Genomic DNA, 21293 nt, shown 5'->3' on the forward strand with positions numbered 1-21293 from the left:
CTCTTTGAAACCGGCCTCAGCGAAGCCAGAGGTACCGGAAGCCCATGTTTCGGTCCGGCGCGCGATGATACGGAACGAGCCTTGTCCGGAAATCGGTGGCGGAAAGACCAGTCGCGCTTTCCAGCATTGCCGCATCGAGTTTCGGCTCGACAACCGCACCGTCTCCATCCGCCTCGATCACCAGGACCGGCGGCGCGAGATCCCGCATCGCGCGCTTGCCCGATGCGCTGTCGATGTCGAACACCGGTACATCGGGAAACTGCATGCGGATATTGCCGGAAAGATGCATCCCGAGTGCCAGGATGGTTGCCGGGCGATCCTCGGTGCGGATCTGCTTTGCCAGGTCAGCAAACGGCATATTGATACGGCCCGGAGGTCCAAGCAGGCCTGCCGTCAGAACCTTTGCCGGCCCAGGTACCAGCACGACCACCATGATCACCAGAAACACGGGGACCAGCCGTTTGAAACCCAAACCAAGGTCGGCCCCGGCGCGATCGAATTTCAGCAGCAGATACAACGGCAATGCCAGCAGATAAGGGTCGAGCCAGCGCTCGGTGATCCGTGTCGTTCCAGCCACGAGGACGACCGCAACCACGCCGATCAGTGAGAACAGCATGATGCGGCCAAACAGCGTGGTCCAGCGATCCCCTGCCCTGACCGCCCGCTTGACCGAAGACTTGAATGCAAGTGCCAGCACGACGACAGCCAGTGCGCCGAAGGCGAGGCAGGCGACGAGGAGCGATCCGAGCGCCTTGGTGACGCGGAAAATACCCTGCGGCGCATCCGACTCAACCATTTTGCCAAGCGTGCCACGCGTTGCGAGATCGAGATTGCCGAGAAGCCAAACCGCGTGCGGCAGGACGATGGCAATGCAGATGACGGCGGCGAGCAGCATGCGCGGATCAAGAAGACGCGCGCGCCAGTCCCGATCGAGCGCAACCGCCACGATCGTCGCGGCAGGAAGGATGACGAAATTGTACTTCGAGATCGTACCGATCCCGATCGCAATGCCGATGATCGCATATCCCTGCCAGTCAGGACGCACCAGCGTGCGGCAAAGACCGTAGAAAAACAGGGAGGTCGCCATCAGGAGCGCGATCGTGTGGGTAAGATCCTGCTGCGGCATGAAGGAAACCTGCGGCAGCAGCGTCAGGCTGAGCATGGCAAGGCCGGCAAAGCTGCGGCTGACCTGCAGTTCCCGCGCGGCAAGGCCCATGAACAGATATACCAGGAACAGCATTCCGAACCGGGGCAGCGCCAGCGACAGCAGCGAGATGTCGAGCGCGCCAACGAACAGGTTCTGTACCCAGTTGTAGAAAGGCGGCTGCGGTCCGTAGCCGAGCAGCCAGAACTGCGAGTTGAGCGACTGCTCAGCCTCGTCGAGCGTCAACGAATTGGGAAGCGACACGCGAATGGCGATACTGAGTATGAAGTAGATGCCGAACAACACCGCGACCGGCTTCACACCGCCGGAAAGAAAGCCGGAGATGCCCCCACTAGCGCCGGAGCCACCGTCTCTCGATGACAGCATGTTTGCGTTCTGCATGGTTCTCGCTCCGAATTGACGGAACAGCAGGTCGCATATCCCCTATCGACAAATCAACAAAAATGATTGCCGGCGGACCGAGAGTTGAGAGAACATTTTTGGGAGGAAGAGAATGGCGCACCCGAAGAGATTCGAACTCCTGACCCCCAGATTCGTAGTCTGGTGCTCTATCCAGCTGAGCTACGGGTGCGTCTGCAAGCAGTGTGTTTTGCTTGCGTGGCGATCCTCTAAATGCTGCGGCAAAGGATTGCAAGCGATTTTCGGTCAGCGACTGTCATTTTCATGTCGAATAGTTCGCAAGCCCCTGAATTTGCGTGATTTTGCGATCAGGCGCGGGCGCGGTAGTCGTCCAGTGATACGGGACGGTCGGGAATTTCGATGCGGAACTGAGTACCCTCGGTCGGCTTTTCCACCAGCGCAATCGTGCCGCCATGGGCAAGGACAAGCTCGCGTGCGATCACCAGGCCAAGACCCGTGCCGCCGGACCGGGCCGAACCGCGGAAGGCCGAGAACAGGTTCTCGCGGGCCTTGCGGGGCATGCCGGGGCCGGTGTCGTCGATCATGATGCTGACGACGCTGCCGACCCTGTGGGCTGAGACCGTTATGCGGCGCGCAATCGACTTGTCGTCCGGCTCGAACGTCACCAGCGCCTGCAGCGCGTTGCGGCAGAGGTTGTGGATCACCCGGAAGATCTGTTCGCTGTCGCAATCGACCTCGAGATCGACGGCGATCTGATCGTGAAATTCGATGCCGGCATCAGGATCGATGGCCAGGATGTCGCGGACTTCCTGGAAAAGTTCGGCGAGCAGAATCCTGCGCCGCTTCGGCGCGGCTTCCGAGGCCTGCCCGTAAGCCAGCACTTCGGTCGTGTAGCCGACTGCGCGGTCGATCGTGCGCAACAGTTTTGGTGCGAAGCTGCGCACCATCGGATCTTCGACATCGGTCAGGCGGTCCGACATCAGCTGCGCTGACGCAAGGATGTTGCGCATGTCGTGGTTGATCTTGGAGACGGCGAGACCGAGATCGGCCAGGTTGCGCTGTTGTTTCAGCGTCCGCTGCAGCTCCGTCTGCATGGCCGACAAATGCCGGCCGGCAACGGCGAGCTCGCCACGAGACCGGTCGGCAGTAAACACACGCGCAGGATCTTCCGGCTGCTCAGAAAATTTCTGCATGCTTTTCGTCAGGCGCCGGATCGGCAGGATCATCATGCGGTTGATGGCGAGGAAGATGAGAACTGCCGTGATGATCGAAATCAGCAGCGACAGGAGAAACATCATCTTCGCGTATTTCAGCATATCCTTGCGCAGAGCGTCATCGGTCATCACGAGCTCGATGATCATGTCGCTTTCGCCGATCGGGCCGTAGATGCGCATCACGCGGCCGCCGCCGAGAAACAGCGTGTCCAGCGCATCGCGCATTGTCACCAAAAGCGGCGTATCGGTCAGATCATATTGCACGTCGATCTGCGGCGGCACGTCGACTGCGGCCAGCAGACGCGAGGTCCCGTCCTTGCGCAGCGCGATCACCTTGGTACCCGTGGCAAGCAGCGTATCGTCCTGCACGGCGCGGGGCAGTTCCGCCGGTTGAAGTCCGTCGATGACAATCCCGGCCGCAGCGGCAGTATCCAGCCGGTCACGCAGCCAGTTCATCCGCATGCCGGCAACCGACGGCATGAAGATCAGGATTTCTGCCAGCATCACGAAGACGATCGTCAGCCAGAGAAGACGACCGGAGAGCCCACGGAAAAGCTGCGGCATCTGCTCGGCAGACGCCCTGGAGGCTGTTCCGGTCTGCGCCGATTGCTCCTGCTTTGGAGTTTCGGCCGCATCATCCATGTGGCTCGTCATCGTTATCTCGCCTGTCCAGCCGTTCGGTGGTGGCTGCAATCATCTGCATATTCTAGCTTTCTGGCGCATTTTTTCCACCCCCCAACCGGAAGTCGGCCTTGGAGCGTTTCCTGGGCTAGATTGAAGCACGACAGAACCGACAAAAACAAAGGGCCCGGATGGACGATACCACCTGGGCCCCTGTTCGCTTGCACGGGTGGTTCGGCTCAGAATTCTTCCCAGTCCGCGCTTGCCGACGGCGCCGCTGCCGCAGCGGCGGATCCGCCGCCAAAGGCGCGGGCGATCGATTTGGTCATGGTCTTGACCGGGGACACGCGGGCCGCCGGTGTTCTTGCAGTGGCAGAACCGGAAGCGACCGCGACGGGCGCACGATGACCCGACGATTCGCCGTCGATCCGGAACTTGGATACGAGTGCGAAAAGATTGTCCGCTTCACCGGAAAGCCTCGAGGTCGCGGCGGATGTTTCTTCCACCATCGCGGCATTTTGCTGCGTCACCTGATCCATCTGGTTGATGGCGCTGTTGATCTCCGCCAAGCCGGTCGCCTGCTCGCGCGATGCAACGGCGATCGAGTTGATGTGATCGTTGATGCTGATGACGCGGGATTCAATGTCGGACAGGGCATGGCCGGTGTTCTGGACGAGCCGCACGCCGGCCGCCACTTCGTCACCGGACTTGCCGATCAGCGCCTTGATATCCTTGGCCGCACTGGCCGACCGCTGCGCCAGTTCGCGCACTTCCTGTGCGACGACGGCAAATCCCTTGCCGGCTTCACCCGCACGAGCTGCCTCGACACCGGCGTTGAGCGCCAGGAGGTTGGTCTGGAAGGCAATCTCGTCGATCACGTTGGTAATCTGGGCAATCTCGCGCGATGCCTGCTCGATACGGCCCATGGCGTCGACCGCGCTGCGCACCACCTCACCGGACTGCACGGCACTGGTCTTGGCTTCGCTCACCATCACGGTCGCCTCGGTGGCCCGCTCGGTCGAGGTCTTCACCACGGCCGTGATCTCGTCGAGTGCCGCCGAGGTTTCTTCCAGAGCCGCTGCCTGCTGCTCGGTGCGCTTGGAGAGATCGTTGACAGCCGAACTGAGTTCGGATGCCCCGTCGTTCATCGCGCCCGTTCCGGCACGGATGTTGCGCATGGTGCCACGCAGCGTGTCCATCGTCGCATTAACGTTCTGCTGAAGTTCGGCAAAGGCGCCCTTGAAATGGCCGGCCATGCTGTCGTCGAACTTGCCTTCCGCCAAGCTGCCGATGACACGGCGCGTTTCCGCCACGCCTGCATCGACACTTGAGACAAGCTGATCGACATTGCGTGCGAACCTGTCGAGGTTTTCATCGCCCCACTGCTTGTCGATGCGCCGCGAAAAATCACCTTCGACCGCTGCGCCGACGACGTTGGCCATGCGCGCCTGAAGATCATCGTTCTTCGATCGCATCTCAGCTTCGGCACCGCTCATCCGCGCCACCTCGAGGCCGTTCTTCTTGAACACGCCGACGGCCTCGGCCATGTCTCCGATCTCGTCGGCACGGCCGGCAAAGGGCACAGCTGCAGCGTAGTCGCCGGTGGCCAGTTGCTTCATCGAAGACGTAAGCTCGAGAATCGGCTGGCTTATCTGCTTGCGACCGAGCGAAATGCCGAATGCAAGACCACCCATCACACCCAGCAGGGTAGCACCGAGCACGCTGTAGAAGATCATGTCGCCAAAGCCGTCGATTTCGGCGCTGAGCTTGTCCATCGCCGCCTGGTCGATCTTGACGATTGCGTCGATCTGCTCCTGGTAAGCCTTGCGGTTGGCGCGATTGGCGTCGTTATTGCCCTGAACGTTGGCGGCCTGTGGCCCTTCGGCCTGGCCGAGACGCGCAGTCTCGGAGCGGAAGGCCTTAAATTCCTGGAAGCGCGCGACGAGTTTGTCGAAGATTTCCTTCTCCTCCGCCGGGACGGTCGGCCCCCAAGCGGCGATGAGCTTCTCGATTTCGGCAAGCGATTTCATGATACCATCGCCGAACGGCTTGGCGCTTGCTGCGTCCTTGGCTGCATAGACGCCCCGCGCATCCATAACAACGGCCGTCACCATGCGGTTAAGATGCTCACCCTGGTACACGCGCTGCGCAACAGCAGCATAGTCTCTAGTCTGTTGATTGTATTTCTGGACTGCGAAGAGCGATATGCCACCGATGACACAGGTTACAACGCTCATCACACCAACGAGCATGTTGATCTTGGCTCTTATCTTCACAATGCATTCCCCCGAAGCGACAAATTGAAAAATGCGGAGGGCCCTAAACCCCTACATCTTGATGGTGCGAGAAATAGCACTGAGAGATTAACATTTGTTGATGATCAAAAGCTCAATTAGTGAGCGCCTGCTTAGTCTAGCGCTGCCTCGCAACTGACTGAAGTCTCCCGAATCCACGAAAATACATGGGGTCTACTCCGGGAAAGCACGGTTTTCATCCGTCAGGCTTACAGGACATGGAAAGCCCGTGTGGACACAAGCGTTAACGCGACATCCAGAATCCAGCCAGTTTCATCAGACACTTGCCCGGAACCGAGCGCAATCGCGGTGCTGCGATTGACTTTTCGCGCCTCTTCCCCTTATAAGCCGCGCACGTTCACAAGGCTCACAGTCGCACTGCGGCCGGCGCCCGAACGTTTCCTAAACGCTCTTGCTTTTAACGAAGCAAACTTCAAGAAGGGCCGCACACCGCGGTATTAAAAAAATGAAGCGTACCTACCAGCCGTCCAAGCTTGTTCGCAAGCGTCGTCACGGCTTCCGCGCCCGTATGGCAACCAAGGGTGGCCAGAAGGTTCTTGCCGCTCGCCGCTCACGTGGCCGCGCTCGTCTCTCGGCTTAACGCCGGGATGCCCGGATAGCGGGCGATGACGACCGAACCTACGAACAAGAAGACTGCCGGGCGGCTGAAAAGCCGGCCGCAGTTCCTTGCTGTGCGAAAGGGTGAAACCCGACGCGGCCGGACTTTCCTTCTGGAAGTCCTTGATCGACATCAGCCGGACGAAGCGCCGCGGGTCGGATTTACTGTTACCAAGAAGCATGGCAACGCGGTTGAACGAAACCGCATGCGCCGCCGCCTGAAAGAGGCGGTTCGGCACTCAGCCGCATTTGCAATGAAGAACGGACACGACTATGTCATTGTCGCGCGGAGGGAGGTCCTCAAGACCCCGTTTGCAGACATGACGGCACAGCTCATCGAGCGCATCGAAAGCCTGCCGAAATCGAAGCGGTCCGAGGAGACCCTTTCCAGGAAAGCATGATGGAAAAAAACCGCAATTACTTCATCGCGATCGCACTTTCTGTGATGATCGTCCTTGCCTGGCAGTTCCTCTATATGAACCCGAGGATGGAAGCTCAGCAGCGCGCCGACGAAGCACGGCTTGCGCAGCAGCAGCAGACCACCGAGCAGGCCGGACAGAACTTCACGCCGGAAAGCCCGGGCGCTGCAACCTCGACCGGCAACCTTCCTGGCGCAAACCAGGCGCAGGCGACGGCTACCCGCGAAGAGGCGCTTGCAAAGTCTCCGCGCGTTGCGATCGAGACCGCGGCCGTTTCCGGCTCCATCAACCTGGTCGGCGCTCGCTTCGACGATCTGAAGCTTCGCGAATATCATGAGACGGTCGACGACAAGAGCCCGATCATCACGCTATTCTCCCCGGCCGATACCAGAGACGGCTATTTCACTGAGCTTGGCTACATCGGCAGCGACACCAGCGGCACCGTACCCGGTTCCGGCACGCGGTGGACGCTTGCTGGCGGCGACCGGCTGACGCGCGAAACGCCCGTGACGCTGTCGTTCACGAACGACAAGGGCATCGTCTTCAACCGCACCATCGCGATCGACGAACACTACATGATCACGGTCAACGACAAGATCGACAACCCGACCCAAGAGCCGGTTTCGATCTCCTCCTATGGCCGCGTGACCCGTTACAACAAGCCGGCAACGCCGTCCGTCTGGGTCATCCACGAAGGCTTCATCGGCGTTCTCGGTGCAGACGGCAGTCTCAGCGAACATACCTATCACAATATCGAGGAAGAGGCTGTCGCCAACACGAAGGCGACCGGCGGCTGGCTCGGCATTACCGACAAATACTGGGCCTCGACGATCGTGCCGCCACAGGCGATGCCGTTCGAATCCCGCTTCACGCATTTCACCGACGGCCAGCCGCGTTACCAGGCGGATTACAAGGGCGACGCGCTTTCGATCGCTCCCGGCCAGTCGACAGAGCTGAAGAGCCTCGTGTTTGCCGGCGCCAAGGAAGTTCCGCTGATCGACCAGTATGTCGAGCAGCTCAAGATCCCGCATTTCGATCTCGTCATCGACTGGGGCTGGTTCTACTTCATCACCAAGCCAATGTTCAAACTGATGGACTTCTTCTTCCGTCACGTGGGCAATTTCGGCGTGGCAATCCTTTTGACAACCGTCGTCGTCAAGCTGCTCTTCTTCCCGCTGGCGAGCAAGCAGTATGCCTCCATGGCCAACATGAAGCGCATGCAGCCGCGGATGGAAGAGCTGAAGGCCAAGCACGGTGATGACCGCATGGCCCTTCAGCAGGCGATGATGGCGCTCTACAAGGAGGAAAAGATCAACCCGATCGCCGGTTGCTGGCCGGTGGTGCTGCAGATCCCTGTCTTCTTTGCGCTCTACAAGGTGATCTACACCACCATCGAAATGCGACATGCGCCCTTCTTCGGCTGGATCCAGGACCTTTCCGCGCCGGACCCGACATCGCTGTTCAACCTGTTCGGTCTTCTGCCTTACGACGTCCCGCATTTCTTGATGATCGGCGTCTGGCCTATCATCATGGGCATCACGATGTTCATCCAGATGCGCATGAACCCGACGCCGCCGGATCCGACACAGGCGATGATCTTTACCTGGATGCCGCTGGTCTTCACCTACATGCTGGCGTCCTTCCCGGCCGGTCTCGTGATCTACTGGGCATGGAACAACACGCTTTCGGTGTCGCAGCAGGCCCTGATCATGAAGCGCCACGGCGCCAAGATCGAGCTGTTCGACAACATGAAGGGGCTGTTCAAACGAAAGCCCGCGGCGTCCAAATAGCTATTCTTCAGAAACCCCGGTTCGCCGGGGTTTTTCTTTGGCCGATTGAGAGCCTAGCGAGCGGAAAGCGACATTGGCTGACGTGGGTGGATCAGTCCCGCCTTTGGGCCGGCGCTAGGTTGCCCGAGGCAAGTTCCGCAAGCAGAGTAGAACATGCTGACGCTGGAATTGCTCCAGCAACCGGAACAGTCCCATGCCCGCGCCCTTCCCGCCGCCCACCCCACCGGGTCCACCCTTGGCCGGCACGATCCCCGCGAGCCTTCCCGGCTCGGAATACCGTATCGGCGCCCTGCTCGTCTTCGGCTCTGCTTTTGCCTGGAGTTTCGGCGGTGCGATCGCCCGCTTTCTCGATATCCCCGACAGCTGGACGATCGTGTTCTGGCGCAGCCTGTTCGGCACCCTGTTCCTGCTCGCCTTCATGCTGCTGCGCGACGGGCCGCGCGGCACGGTGGCGCTGTTTCGCAGCATGGGCTGGCCGGGCCTTTCGGTCGGCCTCTGCTTCATGGTGGCGTCCACCTGCTTTATCATATCGATCCAGTATACGACCGTCGCCAATGTGGTGCTGCTCGGTGCCGGTGTGCCGCTGTTTGCGGCACTGATGGTCTGGCTGTTTTACGGCGAGCGCATATCGGGCGTTACCTGGCTTGCGATCGGCACCGTGATCGTCGGTGTCGGCATCATGGTATCGTCCTCGTTTACCGGAAAGGTCTCGCCGCTCGGAGACGGTCTGGCGCTGATCATTCCGCTGGTGTTTGCGCTGGCGACCGTCATCACCCGCCGTTACCCGCATGTGCGGATGACACCCGCCACCTGCTTCGGATGCTTTGCAGCCGGCATGATCGCGCTGACGATGTCTTCGAACCTCGCGGTCACCCCGGGCGAACTCGGTATTCTCTTCATCTTCGGTGCGCTCAATCTCGGGCTCGGCATGGCACTGTTCGTCACCGGTGCGCGGCTTATCCCCTCAGCGCTGGCTGCCCTGCTCGGCACTGGTGAAACCGTTCTCGGGCCCGTCTGGGTCGCCGTGATCCACGGCGAGATCCCGGCACCGCGCACGATCGCGGGCGGGGTGCTGATCCTTGCCGCGCTCATCACCCATCTGACCTTCGAGTTTCGTCGCCAGAAGAGACAGAACCGGTCGAACGCTTGACATATGGGGCTAAAACCCGGAAGCGATGTCCTTGAATTGAAGACAGGACGACGAGACCATGGCCGCAGACCATAATTCCGAGGAAAAGACGCTGTTCGGCCGCGCGTGGATCTTTATCCGCGGCGTGCCCTCGATGGAGTTTCTGCCGCCGGAAGGACCGCTTGAGATCGCGTTTGCCGGACGCTCGAATGTCGGCAAGTCCTCGCTGATCAATGCGCTCGTGGGCTACAAGGGGCTGGCGCGCACATCCAACACGCCGGGCCGCACACAGGAACTGAACTATTTCGTGCCCGACGGCTATTCCGGCCAGGCAGGCGACCTGCCGCCGATGGCGCTGGTTGACATGCCCGGCTACGGCTATGCGCAGGCGCCGAAAGAAAACGTCGATGCCTGGACGAAGCTCGTGTTCGATTACCTGCGTGGCCGTGCCACGCTGCAGCGCGTCTATGTGCTGATCGACAGCCGCCATGGCATCAAGAAGAACGACGAGGACGTGCTCGACCTCCTCGACAAGGCCGCCGTCTCCTATCAGATCGTCTTGACCAAGACGGACAAGATCAAGGATCCTGCGGTTCCGAGGCTGATTGCCGAGACGCTCGAAAAGATCCGCAAGCGGCCCGCTGCCTATCCGGAAGTGCTGTCGACATCGTCTGAGAAAGGCCGCGGCCTGGACGAGCTGCGCGCCGAGATCATGAAGACCATCGGCCGGTAAATCTCCCGAAACGAAAAAATCCGGCCGCCTGTGACGGGCGACCGGATCTTTATGCGACGCTTCGACCTGCTTTGGTCAGCCGTTACATCTTCGGCAGCAGAACCTTGTCGATGACGTGAATGACGCCGTTCGACTGCTTGACGTCGGCGATCGTCACAGTGGCCACACCACCGGTTTCGTCGGTGAGCGTGATCTTGCCCATGCTTTCCTTGGCCTTCAGAACGCAGCCGCCGACGGTCTTGACGTCATGCGTGCCCTTGTCGTCCTTGATCATCTTTTCGATCGCGGTCGACATGGCGTTCGCGGCCACGACGTGGCAGGTAAGGATCTTGGTCAGCTGTGCCTTGTTTTCCGGCTTCAACAGGGTTTCGACGGTGCCCTTCGGCAGCGCGGCGAAGGCTTCGTTGGTGGGCGCGAACACGGTGAACGGACCTTTGCCCTGCAGGGTCTCGACGAGGCCCGCAGCCTTCACGGCGGCGACCAGCGTCGTGTGATCCTTGGAGTTCATGGCATTCTCGACGATGTTCTTGTCTTCATACATGGCAGCGCCACCGACCTTCGGGTTTGCGGCGTAGGCGCCGGCAACGGAGGCGGACAGGATTGCGGCGCATGCGGCAAGGCGGATTGCGGATTTAAACATTGTTCTCTTCCTCTCTACAGCCTGAACGACCCCGGCGCTGAAGGCGCCTCCCAGGTCCGGCTTTCCCTCTGTGGGGACATGGCTAGAGACGAGAGGAAAGCGGGAAGAGTTTCAAAGGCTGGCGACGCGAAGACAGAAATCCGCTATGCCTTTGATTTAGCATCCCTTAATTAGAGATCCCGGATCTTTCCGACGGCGAGAACCGGCCCGGTCCGGTGACCGGTCGGCGAGCCGCCCAATGGTTCAAGGCTGACGGCGAAGGACGCGCCGTTCTCGACACGCTTGCGATGCCCGGCCGGCACTTCGATCGTGTCGCTGCCGCTTTCCGGCAGGATACCGAGCGAGATTGCCTCTTCACCGCTGCCGGGGACAAGCCACAGTTCGAGCGAGCGGCGTTCCGCCGTCGTTGCTGCAACGGGCGTCAGCTGCAAGCGACCGCTGGCACCGTCATACCGCGCCCTCAGGCCGAACGCATTGCCCTCGCCGCTCATCTCGGCGACCAGTTGCTTGCCTGGCGCAGAGCCACCCACAGGAGCGCCGATCCAGCCCGTCGACAAGGACGCGTATGTCACCAAAAGGGCAATCGAGGCGAATGACAGGCCGCGCCACAAAAGCAGCGAGTTCCACCATCCACCGCGTGCCAGCTCGTTTCCGAAACCGTTCTGGGCGAAGACGCGCTTTTCGATCCTGGCGTAAACGCCTTTCGGCGGACGTTCCTCGCCGTATTCCGCATCGAGGTCGGAAGACAGGTTTTCCTGCCAGCGCATCACCATGGCCGCAAAGGCCGCATCACGGACGATGCGATCCTCGACGCGGCGGCGCTGGTCAAGCGGCAGGACCCCGAGTACATATTCGCCAGCCAGAAGCTGGTCGCGGGAGCGATCGTTTTCGCTTTGGTCTGGTGTCGTCATCGGTCCAGGCACTCCCTCAGCTTGAGAAGGCTGCGCCTCAGCCAGGTTCGCATCGTATTCAGCGGCACGCCATGGCGTTCCGCCAGTTCCTGATAGGTCAGGCCTTCGACATAGGCGCTTTTGACCGCCCCTGCGCGGTCAGGATCGAGCTCCTGCATGCAGCTGTCAATGCGCCTTCCTTCACCGCGCATCACCGACGCCTCCTCCGGATCAGGACCGAGGTCGGCGATATCCGTCCTGTCTTCCAGAGCGTCCGTCACGGGCCGGCGGGCGCGAAGGCGGTCGATCGAATGGTTTCGGGCGATTGCGACGAGCCAACCGGCTGCGCTTGTTCCCGAAGGGGCAAACCGATCGGCTCTCTGCCATATCCGCACGAAAATCTCCTGCAGGGCATCTTCTGATTCGGCCCTATCCTTCAGGATACGCAGGCAGACTGCGAATAGTTTCGGCGAAACGCCGGAATAAAGCTTTGTGAATGCCGTCCGGTCGCGCAGTCCTACGCGGCCGATCAATTCGGCAATCTCGCGATCACTCACCAAAACCAAAGCCTCCCCATGCGGCATAAGACGCAACGCATCGCCGCCACATACACGCCTGACCGTAATTTTGCTCATGAATTATTTGATCTGTCAAAAACATGCGTTAAAAGGCCCCACACATTTCCCCAGAGGTATTTCCATGACGGCTTCGGAAAGCGAACTTCAGGCACAACTTCTGGCACAGGCGCTGCCCTATATGCAGCGCTACGAGAACAAGACGATCGTGGTCAAATACGGCGGCCATGCAATGGGCGATATGGCTCTGGGCAAGGCTTTCGCGGCCGATATCGCGCTTCTCAAGCAGTCCGGCGTCAACCCGATCGTCGTTCATGGCGGCGGCCCGCAGATCGGTGCGATGCTGACCAAGATGGGCATCGAATCGAAATTTGAGGGCGGGCTTCGCGTCACCGACGCAAAGACGGTCGAGATCGTCGAGATGGTCCTGGCCGGATCGATCAACAAGGAAATCGTCGCGCTGATCAATCAGACCGGCGAATGGGCGATCGGTCTCTGCGGCAAGGACGGCAACATGGTGTTTGCCGAAAAGGCCAAGAAGACCATCATCGACCCTGATAGCCACATCGAGCGCGTCCTCGACCTCGGCTTCGTCGGCGAGGTGGTCGAAGTCGACCGGACGCTGCTCGACCTGCTCGCCAAGTCCGAGATGATCCCGGTCATCGCCCCCGTGGCACCCGGCCGCGACGGCGCGACCTACAACATCAATGCCGATACGTTCGCGGGCGCCATTGCCGGCGCGCTGCACGCCACCCGCCTCTTGTTCCTCACGGACGTTCCAGGCGTGCTCGACCGCGACAAGAACCTGATTAAGGAACTGACCGTCGCGCAGGCACAGGCGCTGATCAAGGACGGCACGATCTCCGGCGGTATGATCCCCAAGGTCGAAACCTGCATCGAGGCGATCCGCGCGGGCGTGCAGGGCGTCGTCATCCTCAATGGCAAGACCGCACATTCGGTTCTGCTCGAGATCTTCACCGAACACGGTGCGGGCACGCTGATCGTTCCCTGATGAGCAGCAAGAACTCGGCCTTCAGGACATCAGAAGGCCGAGGATGCCGCAGACGATCAGCAGGCAGCCCGACAGTTCCATGCGGTTCAGCCGTTCGTGGAACAGGAAATACGACGATGCGAAGGTGAAGATCAGTTCGATCTGGCCGAGCGCCTTCACATAGGCCACCTGCTGCAGCGTCATCGCCGTGAACCAGCAGGCGGAGCCGACAACGCCAGCGAGCCCCACAAGCGCCGAGGAGCGCCAGGTGCGCGCGACCTGGACGATCTCTCGCTTGTCCTTCCACAACATCCAGATCAGCATGAAAACGGTCTGGAATATCGTGACGCATGTCAGCGTGACGGCGGCCTGCATGATCGAATTGGGTCCGTTGAGCGACAGCGACGCGGATCGGAAGGAAATCGAGGCGATGGCGAAGAGGCCGCCCGAGGCCATGCCGATCAGCGCGATCCTGCCGACCATGGCGGTGCCGAGATTGCGCCACGAGAGCGGTAGATTGGCCATCGAGATCAGCATCACCCCGATCACCCCGACGATGATCGCCACTATGCCGCCGGTGGTCAGTTTGTCGCCCAGAATGATAAAGCCGAAAATCGCCGCCTGCACCGGCTCGGTCTTCGAATAGGCGGTGCCGACCGCGAAATTCCTTAGCGAAAACAGATAGACCAGAAGCATGGTCGCGAATATCTGCGCAAGCCCGCCGAGCACGACCCAGAAGACGAACTCAAGATCCGGGCTGGGCAATGCATAGCCCACACCGAAATGCAGAACGAGCACGTAGATGACGGCGAGCGGAAATCCGTAGCCGAAGCGCACGAAGCTTGCGCCGCGGGTTCCGAGCGAGCCTTGCAGATGCTTCTGAAGCGCTGACCGCAAATTCTGACAAAAAGCGGCAGCGATGGTGATGGGGATCCAAAGTTCCATCCCAAGGCGGTATCACGCAGGGTCACGACCGGCCAAGGTCGGCGCGGCGTGTAAATGTTCGTAGGGGCGGATTTTCTTCCCCGTTCAAACGCTGGCATAACACGGCTATGGACAAGACGCCGAAGACTGCCCCCGACGCCGCCGATTTCGCAAACATCCGTGACTGGGTTTTCGATCTCGACAACACGCTCTACCCGCATCACGTCAATCTGTTTTCGCAGATCGACAAGAACATGACGGCCTATGTGCAGGAATTGCTGCAACTGGAGCATGACGAGGCCAAGCGGCTGCAGAAGCAGTATTATCACGAGCATGGCACGACGCTGCAGGGCCTGATGCTGAACCACGGTATCGATCCGGACGGGTTTCTCGAACAGGCGCATGCGATCGACTACTCGGCGCTGTTGCCGCATCCGGAACTGGGCGCGGCAATCCGGGCGCTTCCCGGCCGCAAGTTCATCTTTACCAATGGCAGCGTGCCGCATGCGCAGGCGGCTGCCCGCGCTCTCGGCATTCTCGACGATTTCGACGACATCTTCGATATCGTCGCCGCCGGTTACCTGCCCAAGCCCGCCGGCGAGACCTACGATAAGTTTGCGGCCCTCCACACGGTCGATACGAAGAATGCCGTGATGTTCGAGGACTTGCCCCGCAACCTCGTCGCGCCGAAAGCGCTCGGCATGCGCACGGTGCTGCTGGTGCCGCGCAACCTCGATACTGTCGTCATTGAGCGCTGGGAAAAGTTTTCCGACGAGGACGATCACATCGATTACGTCACCGACGATCTCACCGCATTCCTGTCAGGCCTCAAATTCGCGTAGGCCGCGCCTTACCAAAAGTTCATCTACATTACAGATGTTTAAGTGGTTTTGACCAGTTGCCGATCCTATCTTCAGGCTATCGAAGCAACCGGAAAGGACCACTCGATGATCGCGAAGAAGATAGTTTTGGCAAGCCTGAGCGCTGCTCTTATCGCTGGCGCAGCCATCCCCGCCTTCGCTGCACCAGGCCCTGACGGACCACGCCACCATGAAGGTCGGCGCGGAGGCCCTGACGGCGGCCCGCATGGCGGTCCACGCGCTGCGATGATGCAGGATGTAATGTTCGTTCGCCTTCTCAAGCAGGCGGATACGAACAAGGACGGCAAGATTTCCAAGGAAGAGCTGACCGCTCGCCAGGAAGCGCTTTTCGCCGAGATCGACCTCAACAAGGACGGGTCCATAACCCGCGGTGAAATGGTTGATTTCCGTGACAACAAGATGGCCGAGTTCCGCAAGAACAACCCGCCGCCGACGCCTGAAGAGGCTGAGGACGAAGGCCCGGATGCAGACGGCCCGATGGCAGAAGGACCCGAGGGTGAAGGCCCTAAGGCTGAGGGCCCTAAGGCTGACGGACCACGTGCCGACCGCGAACAGGCCCGTGACCGCCACCACGACCGGCATGAGCGCCGGGAAGCTCGCCGCGATCGCGGTCCGAGGGGTGGACCTGGCGACGGTATGATGGGCCCCGGCATGTTCCGCATGATCGACGAGAACCGCGATCGCAAGATCAGCAAGGAAGAAGCCGCTGCTGCCACCGAAAAGCTGTTCGCCCGCATGGACACGAACAAGGACGGACAGATCACGATCGACGACCTGCCGGACCGCCCCCTCTAGTTCTACGCCCCCCTGAACTAGACCGGTAGTCGTCTGATGGACCCGCCTTCCCTTCCGGGAGGCGGGTCCAGTCGTATCAACTGTCAGAAACGTGTCAGAGCCGCGCCTCAACGGCCGATACCTCAGGGATAGACGGCTGAGCGCCTCTCTGAAGGCATGCGAGCGAGCCCGCAACGGCTGCGCGCCGCAAGGCATCTGCAAAGCCTATCCCCTGATCGAGACTTGCAGCCAGATAGCCGCAGAACGTATCGCCGGCGCCCACCGTGTCCACAGGCTCGATCTTCAGGCCCTTGGCCGACAGGATTTCACCATCAAGCATGGCAACGACACCTTCGCTACCGAGCGTGACCACGAACGTCTGGCCGGTCTCACTGTGAAGGCGGCGCAAAACTTCTTCGCGCGCTTGGGCGTCGCTGATCGTGCAACCTGCGAGAAGGTCGAATTCGGTCTCGTTGGCGACGACGATATCGGCGAGGCCGGATAGTCGAACCGCATCGGCCGTCAGCGGCGCAGTGTTGATCATCGTCCGGATGCCCTTCGCCTTTGCTGCACGGAGTGCGGCCTCGACGGCTGCCGGCGGGATCTCGAGCTGCAGCATCAACGTGTCGGATGGAGACATGGCCTCCACCGCGCCCTGCGCCTGCGCCTCGCCGATCGTGCCATTGGCACCGGGCACGACGGCGATCATGTTCTCGCCGCTGTCATCGCCCACCAGGATCAGCGCTGTGCCGGTCGAGGTACTCGTCGTCGTGACTGCTGAAAGATCGGTTCCGGATGCCTGGAGCAAAGCCAGCGCCGGGTCTGCAAAACCGTCGTTTCCGACAGCGCCGACCATGCGCACGTCGCTGCCTGAGCGGCGGGCGGCCAGTGCCTGGTTCGCACCCTTGCCGCCGGAGGCCGTCGCAAAGGTTGACCCCACAACCGTTTCGCCCGGCCCCGGCAACCGCTCCGTCGTTGCGATGAGATCCATGTTGATGGAGCCGAAGACGGTAATCATGCTGTGCCTGTCTGTTTTGTGAAATGCGGGCTGACACTGCCCGAGAGGATCAGTCCTCGTCAACTACCCTCAAGCGCAGCGAACCGGTGCGGCTCTCGACTGCGCCGGATGCCGGAACTGCGGGGGTTGGTCCAGCGTGGGGTATCGGGGCGGCCACTGGTGCTTCCAGTTCGAGCGCTTCGATCCGTGCGCCGCGCCGGCCGAGCTTCTCTGTTGACGTCACGATCTGTTCGACATCCTTCTGGGCTGCGAAAAAATGCGATTGCAGCTTGCGGGTCCGCTCGTCGAGGCGACCGAGATCCTCCATCAGCAAGGCCACCTCGCCCTGGATCAGATGCGCCTGTTCGCGCATGCGCTGGTCTTTCAGCACGGCCTGGATGACCTGGATCGACAGCATCAGCAGCGACGGCGAGACGATGACGATCCTCGCGCGCTGCGCCTTCTGGATCACGCTCTCGAAATGCTCGTGGATCTCGGCAAAGATCGATTCGGACGGCACGAACAGAAAAGCGGTGTCCTGCGTTTCTCCGGCGATCAGGTATTTCTCCGAGACATCACGGATGTGGACTTCCATGTCGCGACGGAATTGCTGGGATGCGGCCCGTCGCGCTTCGGGTGCAGCCGATTCGCGAAAGGCATTCCATGCCTCCAGCGGAAATTTCGCGTCGATGACCAAAGGTGGCAAGCCGTTCGGCATGCGGATCACGCAATCCGGTCTCGACCCGTTCGACAGGGTCTTCTGGAATTCGAAGGCACCCATCGGCAGGCCGTCGGAAACGATCGCTTCCATCCGACCCTGACCGAAGGCGCCGCGCGTCTGCTTGTTGGAGAGGATCGCCTGCAATCCGACGACATCCTTGGCAAGGCTCTGAATGTTGTTCTGCGCAGCATCGATGACGGCCAGGCGCTCCTGCAACTGGCGCAGGTTGTCATGGGTGGATCTGGTCTGCTCGGTGATGGTTGCGCCGATCCGGTGGGTCATGCCATCAAGCCGCTGGCCGACGACCTGGCTGAGTTCGACCTGACGTGCCGCGAGCGTTTCGCCCATCGCCGAAAGCCTGCCCTGCATTTCCCCCTGCATCCGCATCAGTTCGCCCATACGGGCCTCTGCGTCTTCCGCCTGACGGCTATTCCCTCCGGAAAGGCGCATGAGAAACAACATGAGAAGCATGCCGAAGATGCACGAAGCAGCCATCAGCACCAGTGGGTGCTGGCTCTCCAGAAAACGGGAAATCTCGGTGAACAGGTCATTCATGGCGGCAAGCTAGCAGAAAACCGCGGATTGGAAAGATCAAAACGGGAACATTGATCGAAAACGGCGATCCGGGGCTGTTCCATCGGCGAAAAAGATAGGTTATGGGATCGCCATGACGATCAAGCCGCTTATCATTCTCCCAGATCCGCTCCTGCGTCAGGTGTCCAAGCCTTTCGAACGGGTGGACGACGCACTTTTGAAGCTCGCGGACGACATGCTGGAAACCATGTACGACGCTCCGGGCATCGGCCTTGCCGGGATCCAGATCGGCGTTGCCCGCCGCATTCTCGTGGTCGACGTGTCGCGCGAGGAAGACGAGAAGAACCCGATCGTCGTGATCAATCCGGAGATTATCCGCTCATCGGACGAGCGATCGGTGTATGAGGAAGGCTGCCTTTCCATCCCGGAATACTATGCCGAGGTGGAGCGCCCGGCCTCCGTGACGGTCAAGCATATCGGTCGCGACGGCAAGGAACACGTGATCGAGGCCGATGGCCTGCTCGCCACCTGCCTTCAGCACGAGATCGACCATCTGGACGGCGTGCTGTTCATCGACCATATATCGCGGCTGAAGCGCGAAATGGTGGTCAAGAGGTTCACCAAGGCTGCCAAGGCAAAGGCGGTCTAGCGATCGCTTGCAGGCACTCTCGGTTTGAAGGCGCGTTCCTTGCGGGCGCGAAAAGGTCCATGTCTCTTCGCATCATCTTCATGGGCACACCGGAATTTTCCGTGCCGACACTGCAGAACTTGAAGCAGGCCGGTCACGAGATCGTCGCGGTCTATAGCCAGCCGCCGCGTCCCGGCGGGCGCCGCGGGCTCGATCTCGTCAAGTCGCCAGTGCATCAGGCGGCGGAACTGCTCGGCATTCCGGTGCTGACACCGCTCAATTTCAAAAGCGAGGAAGACCGCGAGACCTTCAGGTCCTTCAAGGCAGATGTCGCCGTCGTCGTCGCCTATGGCCTGCTTCTGCCTGAGGCGATCCTCACAGGCACGCGGCTCGGCTGCTACAACGGCCATGCTTCGCTGCTGCCGCGCTGGCGCGGAGCTGCCCCGATCCAGCGCGCCATCATGGCTGGCGATGCAAAGACCGGCATGATGGTGATGCAGATGGAAAAGGGCCTCGATACCGGCCCGGTCGCGCTTACCCGGGAAGTCGAGATCGGCGAGGCCATGACCGCAGGCGAGTTGCATGACCGGCTGATGCTGACGGGCGCCCGCGCCATGGTCGAGGCGATGGAGAAGCTCGAAGCCGGCGACCTGCCGCTGACACCGCAGTCTGCTGACGGCGTGCTCTACGCGTCGAAGATCGACAAGGTCGAAACTCGCATCGATTTCTCGAGACCGGCGCGCGACGTTCACAACCATATCCGCGGGCTCTCTCCGTTTCCGGGCGCCTGGTTCGAGGCCGAGATCAACGGAAAGCCGGAACGGATCAAGGTTCTCTCGTCCGCAATGGGCTCCGGGCAGGGAGACGCCGGCACGGTGCTGGACGACCACCTGACGATCGCCTGCGGTGATGGCACCGTTTGCCTGACGCGGCTGCAGAAGGCCGGCGGCAAGGCGCTGGATGCGGCCGATTTCCTGCGTGGCACGGCGATCACGGCCGGAATGCGGGTGGCCTGATGCCGCGTTACAAGATGATCGTCGAATATGACGGCACGTCCTATGTGGGCTGGCAGATGCAGGACAACGGTCATTCGGTGCAGGCCGCGCTGCAGAAAGCGATCCTGAAGCTGACCGGCGAGACCGTATCGGTCCGTGGCGCAGGGCGCACCGATTCAGGCGTACATGCCTGGGGCCAGACGGTTCATACGGATCTTTCCCGCGAGTGGGTGCCGTACAAGCTGCGCAACGCCGTCAACGCCTATCTGATGACGGCATCGGAAAAGGTTTCGGTCATCGATGTCAGCCTCGTCGACGAGACCTTCGATGCGCGGTTCTCGGCCACCAAGCGGCATTACCTCTACCGCATCCTCAACCGCCCTTCTCCCTTGGCGCTCGAGGCGAACCGGGCGTGGTGGGTGTCAAAACCTCTCGACCACGAGGCGATGCATGCCGCAGCCCAGATGCTGGTCGGGCATCACGATTTTACCACCTTCCGCTCCACCCACTGCCAGGCGAAAAGCCCGGTCCGGACGCTCGATCGGCTGGACGTGACGCGCTCAGGCGATCTGATCGAGATCCGCGCCTCGGCCCAGAGCTTTCTGCACAACCAGATCCGCTCGTTTGCGGGTACGCTGAAGATCGCCGGACAAGGCAATGTCACGCCTGAAGACGTTCGGGCAGCGCTCGAGGCGCGCGACCGCAAGCGCTGCGGTCCTGTGGCACCGCCGGATGGCCTCTATTTCATGAAGGTGGATTATCCCGACGACCGTCAGGAAGGGTAGACGCCGAGAAACCGCTGCAGCATCTCGGACAGAAGCATGTCCGGCACGATCAGCACCATCACCAGTGCCGTCACCAGCAGCGGCTGCGGGCCGCAAAGCATGCGCATCACCCGCGTCAGCGCGACGACGACTGCAACCAGCAGCGACAGATGCAGGAGCGCCAGAAACCCGGTCATGCCCACAGGCAGGATGAAGGCTGCCGCCAGAACCGCATAGGCGTAGGCAAACGGCACGGACAGCCAGTTGACCACGATCACCATCGTCGGGAATTTCTGGCCGAGCCCGAACAGCGCGCAGACGATGCCCACCAGAATGAGCGGCAGGATCCAGTCGATCGCCTCCAGCATGCCGAGCCGGAAGAAGAACAGGCCACCGGTCTTCGTGCCCGGCGGCATTGCCTGCAGAAACATCATCCGCCACCAGGCCCAGGTGACGAACATCGCCGGCAGGCACCAGACAAAGGCCCAGAAGGAGCGCAGCAGGCCGCGATCGGTAAGATCGAGCTGTTTGAACCCTTGCTCATCGCCCTTGATCAGCAGCCAGATGCCGGACACGTAAAACCGGACTTCAGCGTAGCTGGGCATCGGCACCTCTTGGATTGGGAATGCGGGAAGA

21 protein-coding genes and 1 tRNA gene are annotated in these 21293 nt (G+C 60.9%); 11 read left to right on the forward strand and 11 right to left on the reverse strand.

Translation table 11 applies throughout. The annotated features are described in order from the left end of the window. Positions 1 to 16 precede the first annotated feature (16 nt). The 4 genes from ACQY1J_RS18765 to ACQY1J_RS18780 all read right to left on the reverse strand — a co-directional run bounded on the left by ACQY1J_RS18765 (position 17) and on the right by ACQY1J_RS18780 (position 5636). The gene (locus tag ACQY1J_RS18765; RefSeq protein WP_430250548.1) at positions 17 to 1546 is read right to left on the reverse strand and encodes a glycosyltransferase family 39 protein; all 1530 of its coding nucleotides are present in this window, start codon (positions 1544 to 1546) and stop codon (positions 17 to 19) included. A gap of 113 nt (positions 1547 to 1659) precedes the next feature. Continuing rightward, positions 1660 to 1736 (reverse strand) — tRNA-Arg (locus ACQY1J_RS18770). 136 nt (positions 1737 to 1872) lie between these two features. Then, positions 1873 to 3393, reverse strand: a complete 1521-nt coding sequence (locus tag ACQY1J_RS18775) for an ATP-binding protein (RefSeq protein ID WP_430250549.1) — start codon at positions 3391 to 3393, stop codon at positions 1873 to 1875. Between the two features lie 206 nt (positions 3394 to 3599). After that, on the reverse strand, positions 3600 to 5636 hold the full coding sequence (locus ACQY1J_RS18780) for a methyl-accepting chemotaxis protein (protein ID WP_062453970.1): 2037 nt from the start codon (positions 5634 to 5636) through the stop codon (positions 3600 to 3602). 484 nt (positions 5637 to 6120) lie between these two features. Here ACQY1J_RS18780 and rpmH point away from each other — a divergent pair, with 484 nt between their 5' ends. The 5 genes from rpmH (at position 6121) to yihA (ending at position 10343) form a co-directional block, all read left to right on the forward strand. Further along, positions 6121 to 6255 (forward strand): 50S ribosomal protein L34, encoded by a 135-nt coding sequence (rpmH, locus tag ACQY1J_RS18785; RefSeq protein WP_062578914.1) that lies wholly within the window; start codon positions 6121 to 6123, stop codon positions 6253 to 6255. 25 nt (positions 6256 to 6280) lie between these two features. Then, positions 6281 to 6673, forward strand: coding sequence for a ribonuclease P protein component (gene rnpA / locus ACQY1J_RS18790; protein ID WP_062453971.1), 393 nt, complete (start codon positions 6281 to 6283; stop codon positions 6671 to 6673). Further along, positions 6673 to 8481, forward strand: a complete 1809-nt coding sequence (gene yidC, locus ACQY1J_RS18795; protein ID WP_062453972.1) for a membrane protein insertase YidC — start codon at positions 6673 to 6675, stop codon at positions 8479 to 8481. The genes rnpA and yidC overlap by 1 nt, the downstream gene beginning before the upstream one ends. Before the next feature lie 193 nt (positions 8482 to 8674). Beyond that, positions 8675 to 9631 (forward strand): DMT family transporter, encoded by a 957-nt coding sequence (locus ACQY1J_RS18800; protein ID WP_082476190.1) that lies wholly within the window; start codon positions 8675 to 8677, stop codon positions 9629 to 9631. A gap of 58 nt (positions 9632 to 9689) precedes the next feature. Continuing rightward, positions 9690 to 10343 (forward strand): ribosome biogenesis GTP-binding protein YihA/YsxC, encoded by a 654-nt coding sequence (gene yihA, locus ACQY1J_RS18805; protein WP_062453973.1) that lies wholly within the window; start codon positions 9690 to 9692, stop codon positions 10341 to 10343. 82 nt (positions 10344 to 10425) lie between these two features. On the opposite strand, the gene ACQY1J_RS18810 is transcribed toward yihA, so the two are convergent. The 3 genes from ACQY1J_RS18810 to ACQY1J_RS18820 form a co-directional block, all read right to left on the reverse strand. After that, positions 10426 to 10983: a fasciclin domain-containing protein gene (locus ACQY1J_RS18810; RefSeq protein ID WP_062453974.1), complete on the reverse strand. Its 558-nt coding sequence runs from the start codon at positions 10981 to 10983 to the stop codon at positions 10426 to 10428. A 170-nt stretch (positions 10984 to 11153) separates the two neighbouring features. Next, positions 11154 to 11894 carry an anti-sigma factor gene (locus tag ACQY1J_RS18815; RefSeq protein WP_430250550.1) on the reverse strand — a complete coding sequence of 247 codons (741 nt, stop codon included), beginning with the start codon at positions 11892 to 11894 and terminating at the stop codon, positions 11154 to 11156. Further along, positions 11891 to 12430, reverse strand: coding sequence for a sigma-70 family RNA polymerase sigma factor (locus ACQY1J_RS18820; protein ID WP_062454914.1), 540 nt, complete (start codon positions 12428 to 12430; stop codon positions 11891 to 11893). Before ACQY1J_RS18820 ends, ACQY1J_RS18815 begins: the two co-directional genes overlap by 4 nt. Before the next feature lie 142 nt (positions 12431 to 12572). Between ACQY1J_RS18820 and argB the strand changes: the two genes are divergently transcribed. Continuing rightward, positions 12573 to 13460 (forward strand): acetylglutamate kinase, encoded by an 888-nt coding sequence (gene argB, locus ACQY1J_RS18825; protein ID WP_062578904.1) that lies wholly within the window; start codon positions 12573 to 12575, stop codon positions 13458 to 13460. 21 nt (positions 13461 to 13481) lie between these two features. On the opposite strand, the gene ACQY1J_RS18830 is transcribed toward argB, so the two are convergent. Then, positions 13482 to 14384 carry a DMT family transporter gene (locus ACQY1J_RS18830; protein WP_430250551.1) on the reverse strand — a complete coding sequence of 301 codons (903 nt, stop codon included), beginning with the start codon at positions 14382 to 14384 and terminating at the stop codon, positions 13482 to 13484. Between the two features lie 107 nt (positions 14385 to 14491). On the opposite strand from ACQY1J_RS18830, the gene ACQY1J_RS18835 reads away from it, so the two are divergent. Both ACQY1J_RS18835 and ACQY1J_RS18840 read left to right on the forward strand, forming a co-directional pair. Next, on the forward strand, positions 14492 to 15205 hold the full coding sequence (locus ACQY1J_RS18835) for a pyrimidine 5'-nucleotidase (RefSeq protein ID WP_184654148.1): 714 nt from the start codon (positions 14492 to 14494) through the stop codon (positions 15203 to 15205). 105 nt (positions 15206 to 15310) lie between these two features. Next, positions 15311 to 16039, forward strand: coding sequence for an EF-hand domain-containing protein (locus ACQY1J_RS18840; RefSeq protein WP_062453979.1), 729 nt, complete (start codon positions 15311 to 15313; stop codon positions 16037 to 16039). Between the two features lie 94 nt (positions 16040 to 16133). On the opposite strand, the gene ACQY1J_RS18845 is transcribed toward ACQY1J_RS18840, so the two are convergent. Then, on the reverse strand, positions 16134 to 17036 hold the full coding sequence (locus ACQY1J_RS18845) for a ribokinase (RefSeq protein WP_430250552.1): 903 nt from the start codon (positions 17034 to 17036) through the stop codon (positions 16134 to 16136). A 49-nt stretch (positions 17037 to 17085) separates the two neighbouring features. Then, a complete protein-coding gene (locus ACQY1J_RS18850) occupies positions 17086 to 18198 on the reverse strand; it encodes a DNA recombination protein RmuC (protein WP_430252000.1) in 1113 nt (370 codons plus the stop codon). Positions 18199 to 18403: 205 nt separating this feature from the next. On the opposite strand from ACQY1J_RS18850, the gene def reads away from it, so the two are divergent. The 3 genes from def to truA are packed head-to-tail and all read left to right on the forward strand — an operon-like array spanning position 18404 to position 20678. Then, positions 18404 to 18919: a peptide deformylase gene (def, locus tag ACQY1J_RS18855; RefSeq protein ID WP_062578892.1), complete on the forward strand. Its 516-nt coding sequence runs from the start codon at positions 18404 to 18406 to the stop codon at positions 18917 to 18919. A 59-nt stretch (positions 18920 to 18978) separates the two neighbouring features. After that, positions 18979 to 19914, forward strand: coding sequence for a methionyl-tRNA formyltransferase (fmt, locus tag ACQY1J_RS18860; protein WP_430250553.1), 936 nt, complete (start codon positions 18979 to 18981; stop codon positions 19912 to 19914). Further along, positions 19914 to 20678 carry a tRNA pseudouridine(38-40) synthase TruA gene (gene truA, locus ACQY1J_RS18865; RefSeq protein WP_430250554.1) on the forward strand — a complete coding sequence of 255 codons (765 nt, stop codon included), beginning with the start codon at positions 19914 to 19916 and terminating at the stop codon, positions 20676 to 20678. The genes fmt and truA overlap by 1 nt, the downstream gene beginning before the upstream one ends. Here truA and ACQY1J_RS18870 read toward each other — a convergent pair. Further along, positions 20666 to 21262 carry a hypothetical protein gene (locus ACQY1J_RS18870; RefSeq protein WP_430250555.1) on the reverse strand — a complete coding sequence of 199 codons (597 nt, stop codon included), beginning with the start codon at positions 21260 to 21262 and terminating at the stop codon, positions 20666 to 20668. The two genes, truA and ACQY1J_RS18870, sit on opposite strands and share 13 nt — an antisense overlap. Positions 21263 to 21293: the final 31 nt, after the last annotated feature.

This window comes from Neorhizobium sp. DAR64860/K0K1 (assembly GCF_050500205.1).
GTDB classification, from domain to species: domain Bacteria; phylum Pseudomonadota; class Alphaproteobacteria; order Rhizobiales; family Rhizobiaceae; genus Neorhizobium; species Neorhizobium soli.